Here is an 18,249-nt window from a genome sequence, read left to right as displayed (position 1 = left end):
CCTTAATGGCCGTATGTACGTGGTTTGGTGTAGTAGTCAATCAAAGGAACGCACATGTTTGCCAACAATACTGCAAATGCGACACCATCTGGGAAACCACCCCAGCTACGAATAATAAAGACTAAACCACCAATCATGGCACCGAACACGAGTCGTCCTTTAACCGTAGTTGAGGCTGAAACGGGGTCGGTCGCAATGAAAAATGCGCCTAACATCGTTGCACCCGAGAGTAGGTGGACCATTGGTGACGCTGTCTCTCCAGGAGTAAACACACTGAATACCAGACTAAATAGCGTCAAACTCGCTAAGAACGAAACCGGGATATACCATTGAATCACTCGTTGCTTGATCAGTACTAAACCCCCGAGTAGGTAAGCGATGTTTACCCACTCCCAACCAATACCCGCTAACCAACTAAATTGTGGCTGTGAAAGCGCCTCGGACGCTGTGTTACCTGCAGCTAATGCTGTCTTAAAGGCGTCCAGTGGTGTTGCCATTGTGGTGCCATCAATACCGATACGAGCTTGCTGCAATGATAGACCTTCATTGTTGAAGCCAGTAAAGATCATTAAGAATGAATCAACAAAGCTTGTAGGTTCAGCACTGAGACTGATAGGAGCATTCCAGCTAGTCATTTGCACTGGGAATGAAATCAGCAATACCACATAAGCGACCATAGCTGGGTTGAATGGGTTTTGTCCTAATCCCCCATAGAGGTGCTTAGCAATAACAATCGCAAAGAATAGACCGATAACCATCATCCACCATTGGGAATGTGGCGGGATAGCGACACTTAGCAACCAAGCTGTGACAATAGCACTGTAATCACGCAGAGCCATAACTGGTGGACGCTTGCGAAGCAGCATAACTCCAGCTTCAAAAGTAACGGCGAGCAAGATAGCCAAAACGAGCTGGATAATTGTGCCCCACCCAAAGAAGTAGGTTTGAGCTAGTAATCCAGGTAATGCCGCAATCGCCACCCATTTCATTAGATCTGGTGTACTTCTGCGGCTATGCGCGTGCGGTGAGCTGGCAATAAAAAAGGCCACTACTCTTTCTCCTCAATATTCTTTTTATTTTGCTCTTGCTGAGCTTTTTTCGCTTTAGCGCGTGCAATGGCAGCAGCAACGGCAGCTTTCTTCGGGTCAACCGCTTCGTCTGCTGATTCCGCTTCGACCTGTTCAACTTGCGGTTGAGCTTGTTGCGCCTTTTTCGCTTTCGCACGTGCGATAGCAGCAGCTACGGCAGCTTTCTTCGGATCAATCGCTTCGTCTGCTGACTCCGCTTCGACCTCTTCAACTTGCGGTTGAGCTTGTTGCACCTTTTTCGCTTTCGCACGTGCGATAGCAGCAGCTACGGCAGCTTTCTTCGGATCAATCGCTTCGTCTGCTGACTCCGCTTCGACCTCTTCAACTTGCGGTTGAGCTTGCTGCGCCTTTTTCGCTTTCGCACGTGCGATAGCAGCAGCTACGGCAGCTTTCTTCGGATCAATCGCTTCGTCTGCTGACTCCGCTTCGACCTCTTCAACTTGCGGTTGAGCTTGCTGCGCCTTTTTCGCTTTGGCGCGTGCAATAGCAGCTGCTACGGCAGCTTTCTTCGGGTCAACCGCTTCGTCTGCAGATTCAGCTTCGACCTCTTCAACTTGTGGTTGAGATTGCTGCGCCTTTTTAGCTTTGGCGCGTGCAATGGCAGCGGCTACGGCGTCTTTTTTCCTGTCCGAGCTGGTATCAGGGTCTGTCTCTGATTGCTGGGCTTTTTTGGCTTTAGCTCGAGCTATTGCGGCAGCTACGGCATCTTTCTTGCTGTCACTGCTTGCTTCTGAGTTTGTTTCAGCTTGTTGGGCTTTTTTCGCCTTGGCACGCGCAATAGCAGCAGCGACCGCATCTTTTTTGTCTTCGCCTGGCGTTTGGCTTTCCGCATTAGCTTGTTGAGCTTTACGCTCTCTTGCTAGTTTTTTACGTTCCTCACGCAGTTTGGACATTTCAGAATTATCTGGCTCTGCACTGTTGCTTTGTTGAGCTGCAGCTTGTTTCGCCTTTGCTTTCGCAATGGCAGCGGCAACCGCTGGCTTCACAGCCGGCTCTTTATTAGTTGTGTCCGCAGCCGCTTTCTGTGCTTTTACTCGTGCGATAGCTGCAGCGATGGCATCATCACCATCAGATGTCTTCATCTCTTTACGACGGTTATCTGCCGCTTTCTTAAAGCGGTTTTCGCGTTCTGCTTTATCGCGCTCCATACGAGCGTTTTTCTCTTCAAAACGCTGTTTGGCTCGCTCGGCTGCGGCAGATTCATCGCGGCGAGTTTTGATCTCAGCTTTCGCTTGGCGGTAATACTGAACCAATGGGATCTCACTCGGGCAGACAAACGCACAAGCTCCACATTCAATACAATCTTTAATGTTCAGCTCTTCACACTTGTCGAGCTCATTCGCCTTAGCATGCCATTGCAGTTGTTGCGGCAATAGAGAAGCTGGGCAGGCCTCTGCACATTGACTACAACGGATACACTCCATTTCATAGCTATTTGGAGAAATCTCGCGACGTGTCGGTGCTAGAATACAGTTCGACGTTTTAGTGATTGGCACATTTTCATGTGGCAGGGTAAAGCCCATCATAGGCCCACCTAAGATAAGTCTTGGTAGCTTTTTATCGGCTTTGTAACCAAACTCAGCAAGCAGTGCGCTAACCGGAGTACCCAGTAGCGCCCACACGTTACGTGGTTGCTTAAAGGTTTTACCGGTCAGTGTGACTACGCGATTCACAACAGGCTCGCCATCAATAACAGCACGCTTGATTGAGTACAGTGAGCCAACGTTTTGGACTAAGACCCCGATATCGGCTGGAATGCCGCCGGCAGGTACTTCTTTGTTGGTCAGGATCTTAATCAGCTGCTTTTCACCACCAGATGGGTATTTGGTAGGAATAACGCGGATGACAATATCTTTGTCTTTCGCCGCAAGTTCAAGAGCTTTGATCGCCTCTGGCTTGTTATCTTCGATACCAATGACAGTCAGCTTTGGTTGCAGCAGGTGCTCGACCACTTCAATGCCTTTGAGCACTTCGTCAGCGTGCTCTTGAAGTAATTTGTCATCTGAGGTGATGTAAGGTTCACACTCGGCTGCATTAACGATCAGAATATCTGTGCGACCTAAGCCTGATTGCAGTTTTTTTGCAGTCGGGAAGCCAGCGCCACCCATACCCGAAATACCAGCCTGACGAATGATATCAAGTAGCTCGTCTGAGGTTTTTTCGGTGTAATTTTGAGTACCTCGGCGCTCAATCCATTGATCTTTGCCATCTGGTTTGATCACGATGCTAAGTTCAGACAAGCCAGAAGGGTGAGCTGTCGTTCTTGGTTCGATTGCGACAACCGTACCTGAGGTTGGAGCATGAACAGGAAGCGTGAAACCTGTGTCGAGAGCCGTCAGCTGCTGGCCTTTCAATACATCATCGCCAATGGCGACCAGAAGGTTACCTGCCTTACCTATGTGCTGCTTTACAGGCAGGACAATTTCTTGCGGGATCGACGCATGCGCGATAGCTAAGCCGTTAGATTGCTTTTTGTTTTCAGCAGGGTGAACACCGCCTGGAAATGTCCAAACAGAGCCGGTACGAATTTGTTCAATTAATGAGTTCATACTAACCCTACGCCTGTTTGTCTGCGTCTGCAGCTTGGTTAGTAATATCAGTAACCGGAATCATGTTCATCTGCCATTTCCAATTTTCAGTTGTTGTTGCTACTGGAATCATCTCAATACAGTCTGTAGGGCATGGAGCCACACAAAGATCACATCCAGTACATTCATCTTTGATAACTGTGTGTAGGGCTTTGGTTCCGCCAACAATTGCATCGACCGGACACGCCTGAATGCATTTGGTACAGCCGATACACATATCTTCGTGAATAAAGGCGACGGTCTTAACTTTGTCGTCGAGGTCATGCGCTGACTCTTCAACTTCTACGCCCATTAAATCGGCAAGCTTTTCTATTGTTGCCTGACCGCCAGGAGGACATTTATTGATGCTGTCTCCATTGGCAATAGCTTCCGCATACGGTCTACAGCCAGGGTAACCACATTGACCACATTGTGTTTGAGGCAAAATAGTGTCGATCTGATCGACGATCGGATCTGCCTCTACTTTAAATCGAATAGATGCAAAACCAAGAATGGCGCCGAATACAGCGGCCAATACAGCTAAGGCGATGATTGCAATTAAAATGGTACTCATGGTTACTTCACCAATCCTGTAAAGCCCATGAATGCGAGAGACATTAGTCCGGCAGTGATCATCGCAATAGATGCACCTTTAAATGGCATTGGCACATCAGCCACGGTAATACGCTCACGCATAGCGGCAAATAGGATCAGTACCAAAGAGAAACCAATGGATGCACCGAAACCGTAAACGATCGATTGAATAAAGTTGTGGTTCTCATTGATGTTAAGAAGTGCCACACCTAACACCGCACAGTTGGTTGTGATCAACGGTAGGAAGATCCCCAGAAGCCGATAGAGCGTCGGGCTGGTTTTGTGCACGACCATCTCAGTAAATTGAACCACAACTGCAATCACTAAAATGAAGCTCATAGTTCTCAGATATTCAATGCCCAGTGGTGCAAGGATGTAGTTTTCTACAAGGTACGAGCAAACGGACGCCAGTGTTAACACAAACGTCGTGGCAAGGCCCATGCCGATAGCCGTCTCCAGTTTTTTGGAAACGCCCATGAAAGGACACAGCCCTAAAAATTTAACTAGCACAAAGTTGTTGACCAGCACTGTGCCAACCAACAACAAAAGGTATTCGGTCATAATGGATTAATTCTTGAAATTCCGATCCCAATATTATCCTGCTTTGCTCACCTAATAACAACCGAGGATCGTTAGGGATTTAGGCAGTTGATGAAAAAATCTACGCCTAATCGTTTGATTCACTTGGTTGTAGCAAGTATAGACGCTCTCAATCCCAAGGATCGTTGCAAAATGTAAGACTAAGAATGCAGATATTAAGAGTAGAGTGATACGACGTTTCGAGGATTTCAGGTCAATAAAAACGCAAAAAGCCGCATCGAGTGATGCGGCTTCTCTAGATTTGGCTCCCCCTGCGGGACTAGAACGCGGGCGGCTAGGGCGGTCCGACGTTTCGGCTGAGACATTAACTTGGAACAAGTTAGTCGCAGTTAAAAACGAAAAAAGCTCAATCCTTCGATTGAGCTTTTTTCTAGAGTTTGGACTTTCCATGTCGGGTCTCGAACGCGGACGGCCAGTTCTGAGACATTGGTTTGGTACAAACCAGTCGCTTTAAAACGCAAAAAGCCGCATCGAGTGATGCGGCTTCTTTAAATTTGGCTCCCCCTGCGGGACTCGAACCTGCGACATACGGATTAACAGTCCGCCGTTCTACCAACTGAACTAAGGGGGAATTGCTTGTCAGCGACGCGAATATTAATAATACCGTCGATACCTGTCAACAGAAAATGGCGACAAAAAAATAGATAAATTACTTTACTTTTCTGTATCCCTTGTAGAATTTGGCTTTGCTTTAGTTATCCACCAAAATTGTGGATAAGTATGTGAGTGAAACTTTGACAAAGTGACTTGTCAGTTTAACGAAGAAACAAGGTTTTACTTTAAGTGTATGTAAAGTATTGGTTTTATCTTGATTATGATGCGTGTATAACTTTTGAAGGTTATTACGTGAACAGCATAAAACGTGGTTATTTTCGAATTTTTGGGGAAAAGTCGTGGATGAAAAAAAATCGAAATTAAGCTGATAAGCTTGGGCAGGGCGACGGATAATATCAATTAATCTGAATAAAAGCTATAACTTAATAACAATAATATGAGGCGATTATCTTGATAAAGGTTGCATCTACGGTCAACCTAAGGAGACAATACCCTGATTAAATAAACAGTATGGAAATGACAACCTATGAGTAAGCTCTTTGACTTGGTTTCTGACTATAAACCTTCAGGTGACCAACCTACCGCTATTGCGAAACTGTTAGACGGTTTGGATTCTGGCTTAGCGCACCAGACGCTGCTAGGTGTGACAGGGTCAGGAAAGACCTTTACCTTGGCCAATGTCATTTCTGAAGCTCAGCGACCAGCTATTTTATTGGCACCAAACAAAACCCTGGCCGCGCAACTGTACGGAGAGATGAAAGCCTTCTTCCCGAACAATGCAGTTGAGTATTTCGTTTCTTACTATGACTACTATCAGCCGGAAGCTTACGTACCAACCACTGATACCTTCATTGAGAAAGACGCGTCGGTTAACGCACATATTGAACAAATGCGTCTCTCCGCAACCAAGGCGCTGCTTGAACGCAAGGATGCCATTATCGTCGCGTCAGTCTCCGCGATATATGGTCTGGGTGATCCCAAGTCTTACCTAAAAATGATGCTGCATGTCTGTCGCGGGGATGTTATTGACCAGCGAGATATTCTGCGCCGTCTTGCTGAACTGCAATACTCAAGAAACGACGTTGCTTTTGAACGGGGTCAGTTCCGTGTGCGTGGGGAAGTTATAGACATTTTCCCTGCTGAATCAGATCAAGATGCCGTTCGAATCGAGATGTTTGATGACGAAGTCGACTGTATCAGTATTTTCGACCCATTAACTGGTGTGGTGAAGCAGCGAGATTTGCCCCGTTTTACTGTCTACCCGAAAACGCACTATGTGACGCCGCGAGAAACGATATTAGATGCGATTGAGAACATCAAAGAGGAATTGCGTGAGCGAGCACAATACCTAAAAGACAATAATAAACTCTTGGAAGAGCAACGTATTTCTCAACGTACACAGTTTGATATTGAGATGATGACGGAGCTTGGCTTTTGTTCGGGCATCGAGAACTACTCTCGATATTTAAGTGGACGTGCGGAAGGTGAAGCGCCACCGACTTTATTTGATTACTTACCTGCTGATGGGCTTTTGGTTATTGATGAGTCACACGTAACGGTGCCGCAAATTGGTGCTATGTATAAAGGTGACCGCTCGCGTAAAGAGACGCTGGTGGAGTTTGGTTTCCGTCTGCCTTCAGCACTAGACAATAGACCAATGAAGTTTGATGAGTTTGAGGCGATTGCGCCGCAGACTATCTTTGTCTCTGCGACGCCGGGCAACTATGAACTCGAGAAGTCTGATGGTGATATCGCTGATCAAGTGGTTCGCCCGACGGGGCTTCTCGATCCTGAAATTGAAGTTCGTCCTGTTGCTACTCAAGTCGATGACCTTCTTTCTGAGATTCGTATCCGTTCACAAAAAGAGGAGCGGGTTCTCGTGACAACATTAACGAAACGCATGGCGGAAGATCTCACTGAGTACCTTACAGAACATGGTGTGAAAGTTCGTTACTTACACTCAGATATCGATACAGTGGAACGTGTAGAGATCATCCGAGATTTGAGGCTGGGTGAATTTGATGTGTTAGTTGGTATCAACTTGTTGCGAGAGGGGTTAGATATGCCCGAGGTTTCGCTGGTGGCGATCTTGGATGCGGATAAAGAGGGCTTTTTACGCTCTGAGCGTTCCTTGATTCAGACGATTGGTCGTGCTGCGCGTAACCTACATGGTAAGGCGATTTTGTACGGCGACTCGATCACCAAGTCGATGAAAAAAGCGATTGATGAGACAGAGCGTCGACGAATCAAACAGATGCAATACAATGAGGAGCAGGGGATTACCCCGCAAGCATTGAAGCGCAATGTTAAAGATATTATGGAGCTTGGAGATATCACCAAGTCCAAGAAACAGCGCCAGTCTAAACAAGTTCCACTCTCGAAAGTGGCTGAAGAGGCGGCCAACTACGCCACGTTGAGTCCACAAGAACTTGATAAAGCGATCAGCAAACTAGAAGCGGAAATGTATCAACATGCCCAAAACTTGGAGTTTGAGCTTGCCGCGCAGAAGCGTGATGAAATTGAACAGATGAGGCAGCAATTCATAACCAATAGCTAATCTGTAGCAACTACTATTTTCTACAAAAAAATATTCTTCTGAACAAAAAAAAGCCAGTAGTAACTCATCTACTGGCTCACATTTGTGGAAATGTCATCCACTAACAACGTCAGTTGGCTAGGTGACCCGAAGGTCAATTATTTGACTGCATCCTTCATGCCAAATGTTTAACTGTATGATCTTTAGTCTTTATAGAAAATGATACGACAAAAACAGCTTAGTAATTTGCATAATGCAAAGCGGAATGCGATTATTACAATAAATGCAAAATAATATCGGCTAGGATATGCAATCAAAAACATTTGATAATAAATCGAAATATTTGTTAATGGTAGAGGATACGGCGTCCGTAGCGGCGTTGTATCGATCTTACCTGACCCCTTTAGAGATAGATATCAATATTGTGGGTACAGGCAAAGAGGCAATAGAGAGCCTTAACCATAGAATCCCGGACCTCATTCTCCTTGATCTTCGTCTTCCAGATATGACGGGGATGGATGTTCTATTTGCGGTAAAGCAAAACTTCCCTGAAGTTCCGGTCATTTTCATGACAGCCCACGGCTCGATTGATACCGCCGTTGAAGCGATGCGTCACGGATCTCAAGACTTTTTGATCAAGCCATGTGAGGCAGATCGTCTACGAATTACAGTCAACAATGCCATTCGTAAAGCAACTAAGCTGAAGAATAGCGCTGAACACCCGGGCAGCCAGAACTATCAAGGTTTCATCGGCAGTAGCTTAACCATGCAGCAGGTGTATCGCACGATCGACTCCGCGGCTTCGAGTAAGGCGAGCATTTTTATCACCGGTGAGAGTGGTACAGGTAAAGAAGTGTGTGCTGAAGCTATTCATGCTGCAAGTAAACGTGGGGACAAACCGTTTATTGCCATTAACTGTGCTGCTATTCCAAAAGATTTGATTGAGAGTGAGTTGTTTGGTCACGTTAAAGGTGCGTTCACGGGCGCAGCTACCGATCGACAAGGTGCAGCCGAGCTAGCCGATGGAGGAACTTTGTTCCTTGATGAGTTGTGTGAAATGGATCTTGAGCTACAAACCAAATTGCTTCGTTTTATCCAAACAGGTACTTTCCAAAAAGTAGGCTCTTCAAAAATGAAGAGTGTGGATGTGCGTTTTGTTTGTGCGACCAACCGAGACCCTTGGAAAGAGGTTCAAGAAGGTCGTTTCCGCGAAGATTTGTATTATCGCTTGTACGTTATCCCATTGCATCTTCCACCCTTGCGCGAACGCGGTGAAGACGTTATTGAGATTGCTTATTCGTTGTTGGGCTATATGTCGGTGGAAGAGGGCAAAGCGTTTGTTCGTTTCTCTCAGGAAGTGATCGATCGATTCAACCAGTACGAGTGGCCCGGGAATGTACGTCAATTGCAAAACGTTTTACGAAATGTCGTAGTACTAAATAACGGCAAAGAGATCACCTTGAATATGTTGCCACCCCCTCTTAACCAACCGTTAGAAAATAGCCTGCGATTGAAAGAGAAACAGAGCGAAGACATCTCGGTTAAGGACATTTTCCCACTGTGGTTGACCGAAAAAACAGCGATAGAACAGGCAATTAAAGCATGCGATGGTAATATCCCAAGGGCAGCAGGCTTCTTAGATGTTAGCCCATCGACCATTTATCGAAAACTGCAGGCATGGAACGCAAAACAGTCGTCCTCAGAATAATTAGTGCACAAGAATAACGATGAAAATACTAAACCAAGAAAAAATTGATGAACTTGCTATGGAAATTGGCCAGGAAAATGTCCCCGTTTTATTGGAGATTTTCTTAGGTGAGCTCAAGGGGTATCACGAACATTTAGAACAAAGTAATGCCGTGGACTCAGCCAAATATTTGGCTGATATTAGCCATGCACTTAAGAGCAGTGCTGCGAGCTTTGGTGCTGACTCATTGTGTGATTTTGCGATAGGTTTGGACGCTAAAGTAAAACAAAATAAATCAATTACTGACGAAGATTATCTAGACATGAAAGCATTGCTGGTAACCACACACACTGAATACCAACAATTGATGAGTTAATAAAAAGGAGCGCAATGCTCCTTTTTGTCACTTCGGAGAGGCAAGTTACCCGCTTAAGCCAATTGAGCCTCAATTGCTTGCTGAAGTTTGAGTCTGTCATGGCGCCAATCGCGGTTCGTAGAGGCGAGGTCAGTTGTAACGCAATGCCAAAGACCATCAAGCTCTGGGTGCGCTGTATCACCGATAATCACATCAATTTTACGCGCTTTACATGCGCGTTCACACCATTCTATTTTCTCTCTTAGCGTCATCATCCCCGCAGGACCAGCCTCAGGCGAGAGGTTTTCGACTAAAATCACCTTAGCCTTGCTATTATCAGCAATCGCTTTACCAATTTCCGGTAACAATAAGGGCGGCATAATACTGGTTAAGAAACTGCCCGGTCCCAATACGATACAATCAGCGGCTGCAATTGCGTGTACCGCTTCTTTGGTTGCCGGTACTTCTGGCGAAAGATCAAGGCGGCGCAGACGCTCGTTCATGTCATCGACATTGGTTTCCCCTGTTACCCAGCGACCCTCCATCGAAAGTGCCGTTAGGTCAGAGGGGTGCTCAGTCATCGGAACAATGTTGACATCGACTTTAAGCATACTGCGGATTAGGTTGATCGCTTCTAATGGTCGAACAGAAAGGTTATCTAAAGCAGTGAGCATCAAGTTACCAAGATTATGACCATCGAGTTCACCTTGACCTCGGAAACGATACTCAAACATCATCGAACTGATAGAAGGCTCGGTAATCAACTGGTTGATACAGTTGCGAGTATCGCCCCATGCGATACCACCTTGGCAATCTCGAATTCGGCCTGTTGAGCCGCCATTATCGGTAGTGGCGACAATTCCCGTCGCATTACTGCCGAATTGTTTCAGTGCCGCTAACATGCGACCTAAGCCGTGGCCGCCGCCGATCGCGACGACTTTCTTTGAAGAGTACAAATTCATTTTTTAGTTCTTATTAGATTATTACCAACTATAATTTAGGGTAAATGCTTATAGGCAGATACTCAACAAGAGTTATTTTGAGGGTCTGGTGCGGTTTTTTTGCTGTTAAGGTTCGTTTTTTTGGCAACAGAACTAGATTCACACACAATTATTAAGTATTTTATACGCAGCTGCTACGCGTGCCTCAGTGTACCGTAGTTGCCATAACTCCGAGCTCTTACATGCTAAGTCGCACAGTGGTGTTTTGCTGTATTGATAAGCGTTGAGAGCCAGTGACATGTTGTCACAAGGGCTTAATTGGAAATGATTATGCCTCCCGTGTTTGGAAAGGTGTTCCGTGGCGCAACAATTCGAAGATAGATTCCATCGCAAGTTTTATTACTTGCGCTTGTCAGTTACAGACGTTTGTAACTTTAAATGTACGTATTGCTTACCTGATGGCTACAAGCCTTCGGGGCAAAAAAACTCGTCTTTTCTCAGTGTTCCCGAGATCAAACGCATCGTGAGAGCGTTTGCTGATTGTGGTACCTCCAAGATTCGTATTACTGGTGGCGAGCCAAGCCTACGTAAAGATTTTACTGAAATTATTAATACAGTAGCCAGCACTCCGGGTATCCAAAAAGTGGCAACCACCACTAACGGTTATCGCATGGAGAAGCAGGTAGCGCAGTGGCGCGAAGCTGGTCTAACGAACATCAACGTCAGCGTTGATAGTTTAGATTCGCGCATGTTTCACCAAATCACAGGTGAGAATAAGTTCACTGAGGTGATGCGCGGTATCGATAAAGCGTTCGAAGTCGGATATGAGCAGATCAAAGTCAACGTTGTGTTGATGAAAGATCTTAATAGCCAAGAGCTGCCTTCATTCCTTAACTGGATCAAAGACAAACCTATCCAACTGCGGTTTATTGAGCTGATGCAAACCGGTGAAATGGACGATCTGTTTGATAAACACCATGTATCAGGCGTAGCGATCAGAAACCATCTGATCGCTAACGGTTGGCTTTTGAAAGTCAAAGCGGTGAATGATGGCCCTGCACAGGTATTTGTTCATCCTGACTACAAAGGTGAGATTGGTTTGATCATGCCTTATGAGAAAGATTTCTGCGAAAGCTGTAACCGCCTGCGTGTATCTGCAACAGGTAAACTTCATCTGTGTCTTTTTGGCGATCATGGTGTTGAGCTACGTGATCTTCTCCAAGAGGATGAGCAGGAAGATGCGCTTATCGCACGCATTCAGTCTGAGCTTCAAACCAAGTCAGTGAGTCACTTTCTCCACGACGGCAACAGCGGTATGACGCCGCACCTTGCTTCCATTGGCGGCTAGGCTCCCAAATCAACAAACATTTAATCACCTAGCTTAGATAAGCTGGGTGAGTCAGTATAATCATTGAAATAGATAGAATAGGTGAACAAATGGGTCACGCAGAGAGTAAATTCCAACCTGCAAATATTGCAGTCCTAACCGTTTCAGATACTCGTACAGAAGAGAACGACACGTCAGGTCGTTACTTGGCTGAAAATGCTCAAGAAGCAGGTCATAACGTTGTCGACAAGCAGATCGTAATTGATGACATGTACAAGATCCGTGCAATCGTATCTAAGTGGATTGCAGACGAAACGGTACAAGCCATTATGATCACTGGCGGTACTGGTTTTACTTCTCGAGATAGTACTCCAGAAGCACTGAAACCGCTTTTCGATAAAGAAGTTGAAGGCTTTGGCGAGCTATTCCGTCAGGTGTCATACGAAGAGATCGGAACATCGACCATTCAATCACGTGCGATCGCGGGTTTTGCTAACCACACCGTTATTTTTGCAATGCCTGGCTCAACCGGTGCATGTCGCACGGGTTGGACAAAGATCATCAAACAACAACTTGATGCTAGTCACCGCCCATGTAATTTCATGCCACACCTTTCTGTTTAAGGTAGGTATTCATGAGCCAATTTACACACATTAACGCATCTGGCGAAGCGAACATGGTTGATGTATCGGCAAAAGCAGAAACCGTGCGAGAAGCACGTGCAGAAGCTTTTGTTCATATGGCGCCAGAGACGCTTGAGCTGATCATGTCGGGTAGCCATCATAAAGGTGATGTGTTCGCGACTGCACGTATTGCAGGTATCCAAGCCGCAAAGAAAACTTGGGACTTGATTCCACTTTGTCATCCGTTGCTGCTGTCAAAGGTTGAAGTTCAACTGGAACCTATTGTTGAAGAAAACAAGGTACGTATCGAGTCAGTTTGTAAACTGGCGGGTAAAACCGGTGTTGAAATGGAAGCTCTAACAGCTGCCTCTGTCGCAGCTCTAACCATTTACGATATGTGCAAAGCTGTACAGAAAGATATGGTGATTGATCAGGTACGCTTGCTAGAAAAAACGGGTGGCAAATCAGGTCACTTTAAGGCGGAATCATGATTACAGTTCTCTTTTTTGCACAAACACGTGAATTGGTTGGTGTAGATAGCGTAGAAGTCGATGCAAGCTTTAACACTATCGAAGCGATTCGCAGCCACCTTGCTCAGCAAGAAGGTAAATGGGACATCGCTTTGGAAGAGGGCAAGCTTTTGGCAGCTCTAAACCAGTCGATTGTTCCATTGAGCACTGAAGTGAAAGAGGGGGATGAAGTAGCATTCTTCCCGCCAGTGACTGGAGGCTAGAGATGGACTCAAGAGTATTGGTGACAGCTGAAGACTTTTCAGTTGCAGATGAATACAACTTTTTGGCTCAAGGTACTTCAGCAGGCGCAGTGGTTACTTTCGTGGGTAAGGTGCGCGACATGAATTTAGGGGATAACGTTATTGGCTTATCTCTGGAGCACTACCCAGGAATGACGGAAAAGTCGCTAAGCGAGATTTGTGATCAAGCTGAAGCGCGTTGGCCAATTCAAAAGATGCGTGTTATCCATCGAGTGGGTGACCTTGATATTGGCGACCAGATTGTTTACGTCGGTGTGTCTAGTGCTCACCGAGGTGCGGCGTTTGAAGCGTGCGAGTTTGTGATGGACTACCTGAAAACAAAAGCACCGTTCTGGAAAAAAGAGCGCACAACTGAAGCAACCCGTTGGGTAGAATCTCGTGATTCAGACGCGAAAGCCGCCGAACGTTGGCAGAAGTAAACACCTATTTTGATATTCTAAAACCGACTCTTTGAGTCGGTTTTTTTTCGACCGAAGAATAATTAACCAAAAAAGTGAACAGGGTTTGTGTGAATAAATACGCATATAAAGCGACTAAAACAATTTGTTACACCAATATATTTCACTAAACAGCTATTTGTTCTGCTTTTTATAGAGTGATAATCCTCACAATTAACGTAAGCAAATTAGGGGATATGTGATGCCGGATTAGCTTTCATGTGGCAATAATGTTAATTTGTCAGGGTTGTTCTAGCATAAGATGCTAAAAATAAGTATCAAAACAGATATATCAACATTTACGGCTAAATTTTAATAATACATCGTATTTAAATAGCTAGAAATTACGTTTTTATTAGAGTTTATCGCTGAATCATAGAGTATTTCGGAGAATTATCCGATTTTTTGCCAGTTCTTTATGGCAAATTAATTCAATGATTGATAGTGTGTGCCGCAATCTTTGTAAGGTTTTAGATTTTTATGCTCAAAAATTGAGCTAAATAAATCTAAATCACTGCCGTTCAGTGAACCAAGCAAAGAAGTCATGGATGCAATACATAAAACTTGGAGTTTATTAAATGTACAAGAATAAAATCACTCAGGCCCTTCTTCTAGGTGCTGGTTTGGCAGTGGCTGCCACTTCTACTACATCAATCGCTGCGGACGTTCCAGCGGGTACAAAATTGGCAAAGGTTCAGGAACTTGTTCGTGGTAACGGTACTGAAGTTGCAACTATTGACCCACACAAATCTCAAGGTGTACCAGAGTCTCACGTAATTCGTGATCTTCTAGAAGGTCTAGTGAACCAAGACGGCGACGGTAATACTATCCCTGGTGTTGCAGAAAGCTGGGAAACAACAGACAACAAAACTTTCACTTTCCACCTACGTAAAGATGCAAAATGGTCTAACGGCGATCCGGTAACAGCTCAAGATTTCGTATACAGCTGGCAACGTGCAGTTGATCCTGCAACGGCTTCTCCATACGCTTGGTACATGGAATACACCAAGATGGCGAATGCAAAGGATATCGTCGCGGGTAAAAAGGATAAGAGTGAGCTAGGTGTTAAAGCGGTAGACGCAAACACGCTTGTTGTTGAGTTGGAAACAGCAGTGCCATACTTCGTAATGATGATGGGCCACACAACAATGAAACCAGTTCACCAGGCTACGGTTGAAAAGTACGGTGACCAGTGGACTAAGCCAGAGCACTTTGTTGGTAATGGCGCGTTCTCTGTTGATAAATGGATTGTTAACGAGCGCCTAGTGCTTAAGCGTAACGAACAATACTGGGACAACGATAAAACGGTTCTGAACAAAGTAACGTTCCTACCAATCGAAAACCAAGTAGCGGAAATGAACCGTTTCCTATCTGGTGAAATTGACTTCACAAACGAACTACCAACTGAGCACTTCAAGCGTCTTAAGAAAGAGCACGCGGAAGATGTATCTGTAGCGGGTAACCTATGTACTTACTACTACATCTTCAACACCAAGAAAGCACCATTTGATGATGTTCGTGTTCGTAAGGCAATCTCTTATGCAATTGACCGTGATATCGTAACAGGCGCTATCCTAGCGCAAGGTCAAAAACCTGCATACTTCCTAACGCCTGAAATCACTGCTGGCTTCAATCCTGAGCTTCCTGCTTACGGTAAGATGACTCAAAAAGAGCGTAACGCAGAAGCGGCGCGTCTTCTTGAAGAAGCGGGTTACGGTAAAGACAATCCACTGAACTTCAACCTTCTTTACAACACTTCTGAAAACCACAAGAAGATTGCTGTAGCACTAGGCTCTATGTGGAAGAAAACACTAGGTCTTTCTGTAACGCTTGAAAACCAAGAGTGGAAAACTTACCTATCTTCTAAAGATTCTGGTGATTTTGAAGTAGCACGTGCAGGTTGGTGTGGTGACTATAACGAAGCGTCTTCGTTCCTAACACTGATGAAGAGTAACAACACTACCGGTGGTGTTCACTACGATAGCAAAGCTTACGACCAAATCATCGACAAAGCACTTAACTCAACTTCAGAAAAAGAGCGTGAAGCTCTTTACCTAGAAGCTGAGGCGTTAATGGCAAAAGATATGCCAATCGCTCCTATCTATCAATACGTGAAATCACGTCTGCTTAACCCGCACGTTGGTGGCTTCCCACTGAACAACGCGGAAGACAAGATCTTCTCGAAAGACCTCTACATCAAAGCTCAGTAATCTGCGCTTCGATTCTAGAAAGTTAATATAAAAATATAACGATATAGACACTACATGCGCAGGGCGCGCATGTAGCGTCGCTCTAATTTTAATTGTCACAGACTGAAAGAGTGAGTTTATGCTTAAATTCATTATGAAAAGGATATTTGAAGCGATCCCAACCATGTTGGTGTTGATCACTATATCTTTCTTTCTTATGCGTTTCGCACCGGGTAACCCGTTTTCAAGCGAGCGACCATTACCGCCAGAAGTTATGGCGAATATCGAAGCTAAATACGGTTTAGATAAACCAGTATTTGAGCAATACACAACCTACTTAACGAACATTCTGCAAGGCGACTTCGGTCCTTCGTTTAAGTACCAAGATTACACAGTAAATGAGCTGATCGCAGTAGCACTACCTGTGTCGGCTAAAGTTGGCTTTATTGCCTTCATCTTTACGTTGATTATGGGGGTATCGGTCGGAACCATTGCCGCCTTGAAGCATAATACCTGGATCGACTACACCATAATGTCGACCGCCATGCTCGGGGTTGTAATGCCATCCTTTGTATTGGCACCCGCTCTGATTTACCTATTCTCGCTTCACTGGAACATCTTCCCAGCAGGTGGCTGGCATGGTGGTACCTTTATTTACCTCGTTCTGCCTGTAATCGCAATGTCGCTTCTATACGTTGCAACGTTCGCTCGTATTACTCGTGGTAGCATGATTGAAACTCTTAACAGTAACTTTATCCGTACAGCTCGTGCTAAGGGTCTAAGTTACCGTTACATCATTCTTAAACATGCGCTTAAGCCAGCGATGCTGCCTGTTGTTTCGTACATGGGCCCGGCATTCGTAGGTATCATCACAGGTTCGGTGGTTGTTGAAACCATCTTCGGCCTACCAGGTATCGGTAAGCTGTTCGTGAACGCTGCGTTTAACCGTGACTACTCGTTAGTAATGGGTGTAACCATCTTGATTGGTTTTCTATTCATCTTATTCAACGCAATTGTTGATATTTTGCTAGCGGTTATTGACCCGAAAATTCGCTACTAACAGGGACGCATGGTTATGTTGAAGAAAAAAGAAAATTTAGAAGCGATCGAAAAGTTCTCTGAGAACTTAGAAATTGAAGGTCGTAGTTTGTGGCAAGATGCGCGTATTCGTTTTATGCGTAACAAAGCTGCGATGGTGAGCCTGTTTATCCTAACACTGATGGTATTGGCGGTTATCTTCCTACCAATGCTGGCTCAATACACTTATGACGATACTGACTGGTACGCAATGCATGTTGGTCCTAATGCTGATCACTGGTTTGGTACCGATAGCTTAGGTCGTGACCTTTACGTACGTACTCTCATTGGCGGACGTATCTCGTTGATGGTTGGTGTGATGGGTGCCTTCGTAGCGGTATTGATTGGTACGCTTTACGGTGCTGCTTCAGGCTTCATTGGCGGTCGTACTGACCGAGTGATGATGCGTATCCTTGAGATCTTGTACGCGGTTCCATTCATGTTCCTAGTTATCGTACTAGTAACCTTCTTTGGTCGTAATATTGTACTTATCTTCGTTGCAATCGGTGCTATTGCTTGGCTAGATATGGCGCGTATTGTACGTGGTCAAACGTTGAGCCTACGCAGTAAAGAGTTCATTGAAGCTGCACACGTATGTGGTGTAAGCAAATGGAAGATCATTACACGTCACATTGTTCCAAACGTACTGGGTATCGTAGCGGTTTACTCAACTCTACTTATCCCAAGCATGATCCTGACGGAATCATCCCTATCTTTCCTTGGTCTTGGTGTTCAAGAGCCTATGACAAGCTGGGGCGCACTACTTCAAGAAGGTTCGCAGACGATGGAAGTTGCTATCTGGCAACTGGCATTCCCTGCAGCATTCATGGTAGTCACGCTGTTCTGCTTTAACTATGTAGGTGACGGCCTGCGCGACGCGCTTGATCCAAAAGACAGATAA

The 18,249-nt window shown here is 45.3% G+C and carries 16 protein-coding genes, 1 tRNA gene and 1 riboswitch; of the genes, 11 read left to right on the top strand and 6 right to left on the bottom strand.

The features are described from left to right. Positions 1–2 precede the first annotated feature (2 nt). The 5 genes from rsxD to vsple_RS09335 form a co-directional block, all read right to left on the bottom strand. Positions 3–1,049 (bottom strand): electron transport complex subunit RsxD, encoded by a 1,047-nt coding sequence (gene rsxD / locus vsple_RS09355; protein ID WP_261881846.1) that lies wholly within the window; start codon positions 1,047–1,049, stop codon positions 3–5. Beyond that, positions 1,049–3,637, bottom strand: coding sequence for an electron transport complex subunit RsxC (gene rsxC, locus vsple_RS09350; protein WP_261881845.1), 2,589 nt, complete (start codon positions 3,635–3,637; stop codon positions 1,049–1,051). Before rsxC ends, rsxD begins: the two co-directional genes overlap by 1 nt. A 7-nt stretch (positions 3,638–3,644) precedes the next feature. Beyond that, positions 3,645–4,229 carry an electron transport complex subunit RsxB gene (gene rsxB, locus vsple_RS09345; RefSeq protein WP_255230331.1) on the bottom strand — a complete coding sequence of 195 codons (585 nt, stop codon included), beginning with the start codon at positions 4,227–4,229 and terminating at the stop codon, positions 3,645–3,647. Positions 4,230–4,231: 2 nt separating this feature from the next. Then, positions 4,232–4,810 (bottom strand): electron transport complex subunit RsxA, encoded by a 579-nt coding sequence (rsxA, locus tag vsple_RS09340; protein WP_032551997.1) that lies wholly within the window; start codon positions 4,808–4,810, stop codon positions 4,232–4,234. A gap of 534 nt (positions 4,811–5,344) precedes the next feature. After that, positions 5,345–5,420: transfer RNA gene (locus tag vsple_RS09335), tRNA-Asn, on the bottom strand. A 510-nt stretch (positions 5,421–5,930) separates the two neighbouring features. Here vsple_RS09335 and uvrB point away from each other — a divergent pair. The 3 genes from uvrB to luxU all read left to right on the top strand — a co-directional run bounded on the left by uvrB (position 5,931) and on the right by luxU (position 10,003). Further along, the gene (gene uvrB / locus vsple_RS09330; RefSeq protein ID WP_032551998.1) at positions 5,931–7,961 is read left to right on the top strand and encodes an excinuclease ABC subunit UvrB; all 2,031 of its coding nucleotides are present in this window, start codon (positions 5,931–5,933) and stop codon (positions 7,959–7,961) included. 286 nt (positions 7,962–8,247) lie between these two features. Then, positions 8,248–9,648, top strand: a complete 1,401-nt coding sequence (gene luxO, locus vsple_RS09325; protein WP_255230334.1) for a quorum-sensing sigma-54 dependent transcriptional regulator LuxO — start codon at positions 8,248–8,250, stop codon at positions 9,646–9,648. A 19-nt stretch (positions 9,649–9,667) separates the two neighbouring features. Next, on the top strand, positions 9,668–10,003 hold the full coding sequence (gene luxU / locus vsple_RS09320; RefSeq protein ID WP_261881844.1) for a quorum-sensing phosphorelay protein LuxU: 336 nt from the start codon (positions 9,668–9,670) through the stop codon (positions 10,001–10,003). A 53-nt stretch (positions 10,004–10,056) separates the two neighbouring features. On the opposite strand, the gene vsple_RS09315 is transcribed toward luxU, so the two are convergent. Further along, positions 10,057–10,944: a YvcK family protein gene (locus vsple_RS09315; protein ID WP_261881843.1), complete on the bottom strand. Its 888-nt coding sequence runs from the start codon at positions 10,942–10,944 to the stop codon at positions 10,057–10,059. 195 nt (positions 10,945–11,139) lie between these two features. Next, positions 11,140–11,293: riboswitch (molybdenum cofactor riboswitch) on the top strand. Between vsple_RS09315 and moaA the strand changes: the two genes are divergently transcribed. The 8 genes from moaA to oppC all read left to right on the top strand — a co-directional run bounded on the left by moaA (position 11,282) and on the right by oppC (position 18,249). After that, positions 11,282–12,271, top strand: a complete 990-nt coding sequence (gene moaA / locus vsple_RS09310) for a GTP 3',8-cyclase MoaA (RefSeq protein WP_255230337.1) — start codon at positions 11,282–11,284, stop codon at positions 12,269–12,271. It overlaps the preceding riboswitch by 12 nt. Positions 12,272–12,360: 89 nt before the next feature. Next, positions 12,361–12,873, top strand: a complete 513-nt coding sequence (gene moaB / locus vsple_RS09305) for a molybdenum cofactor biosynthesis protein B (protein ID WP_150868996.1) — start codon at positions 12,361–12,363, stop codon at positions 12,871–12,873. An 11-nt stretch (positions 12,874–12,884) separates the two neighbouring features. Next, a complete protein-coding gene (moaC, locus tag vsple_RS09300; protein WP_255230339.1) occupies positions 12,885–13,364 on the top strand; it encodes a cyclic pyranopterin monophosphate synthase MoaC in 480 nt (159 codons plus the stop codon). Then, a complete protein-coding gene (gene moaD, locus vsple_RS09295) occupies positions 13,361–13,606 on the top strand; it encodes a molybdopterin synthase sulfur carrier subunit (RefSeq protein WP_261881842.1) in 246 nt (81 codons plus the stop codon). Before moaC ends, moaD begins: the two co-directional genes overlap by 4 nt. A gap of 2 nt (positions 13,607–13,608) precedes the next feature. Continuing rightward, positions 13,609–14,064, top strand: a complete 456-nt coding sequence (gene moaE / locus vsple_RS09290) for a molybdopterin synthase catalytic subunit MoaE (protein WP_261881841.1) — start codon at positions 13,609–13,611, stop codon at positions 14,062–14,064. A gap of 596 nt (positions 14,065–14,660) precedes the next feature. Further along, a complete protein-coding gene (locus vsple_RS09285; RefSeq protein WP_255230342.1) occupies positions 14,661–16,292 on the top strand; it encodes an ABC transporter substrate-binding protein in 1,632 nt (543 codons plus the stop codon). 118 nt (positions 16,293–16,410) lie between these two features. After that, positions 16,411–17,331 carry an oligopeptide ABC transporter permease OppB gene (oppB, locus tag vsple_RS09280; RefSeq protein WP_261881840.1) on the top strand — a complete coding sequence of 307 codons (921 nt, stop codon included), beginning with the start codon at positions 16,411–16,413 and terminating at the stop codon, positions 17,329–17,331. Between the two features lie 15 nt (positions 17,332–17,346). Further along, positions 17,347–18,249 (top strand): oligopeptide ABC transporter permease OppC, encoded by a 903-nt coding sequence (oppC, locus tag vsple_RS09275; RefSeq protein ID WP_261881839.1) that lies wholly within the window; start codon positions 17,347–17,349, stop codon positions 18,247–18,249.

This window comes from Vibrio pelagius, from assembly GCF_024347575.1.
Lineage (GTDB): Bacteria > Pseudomonadota > Gammaproteobacteria > Enterobacterales > Vibrionaceae > Vibrio > Vibrio pelagius.
This window is presented reverse-complemented; position numbering and strand designations above follow the sequence as displayed.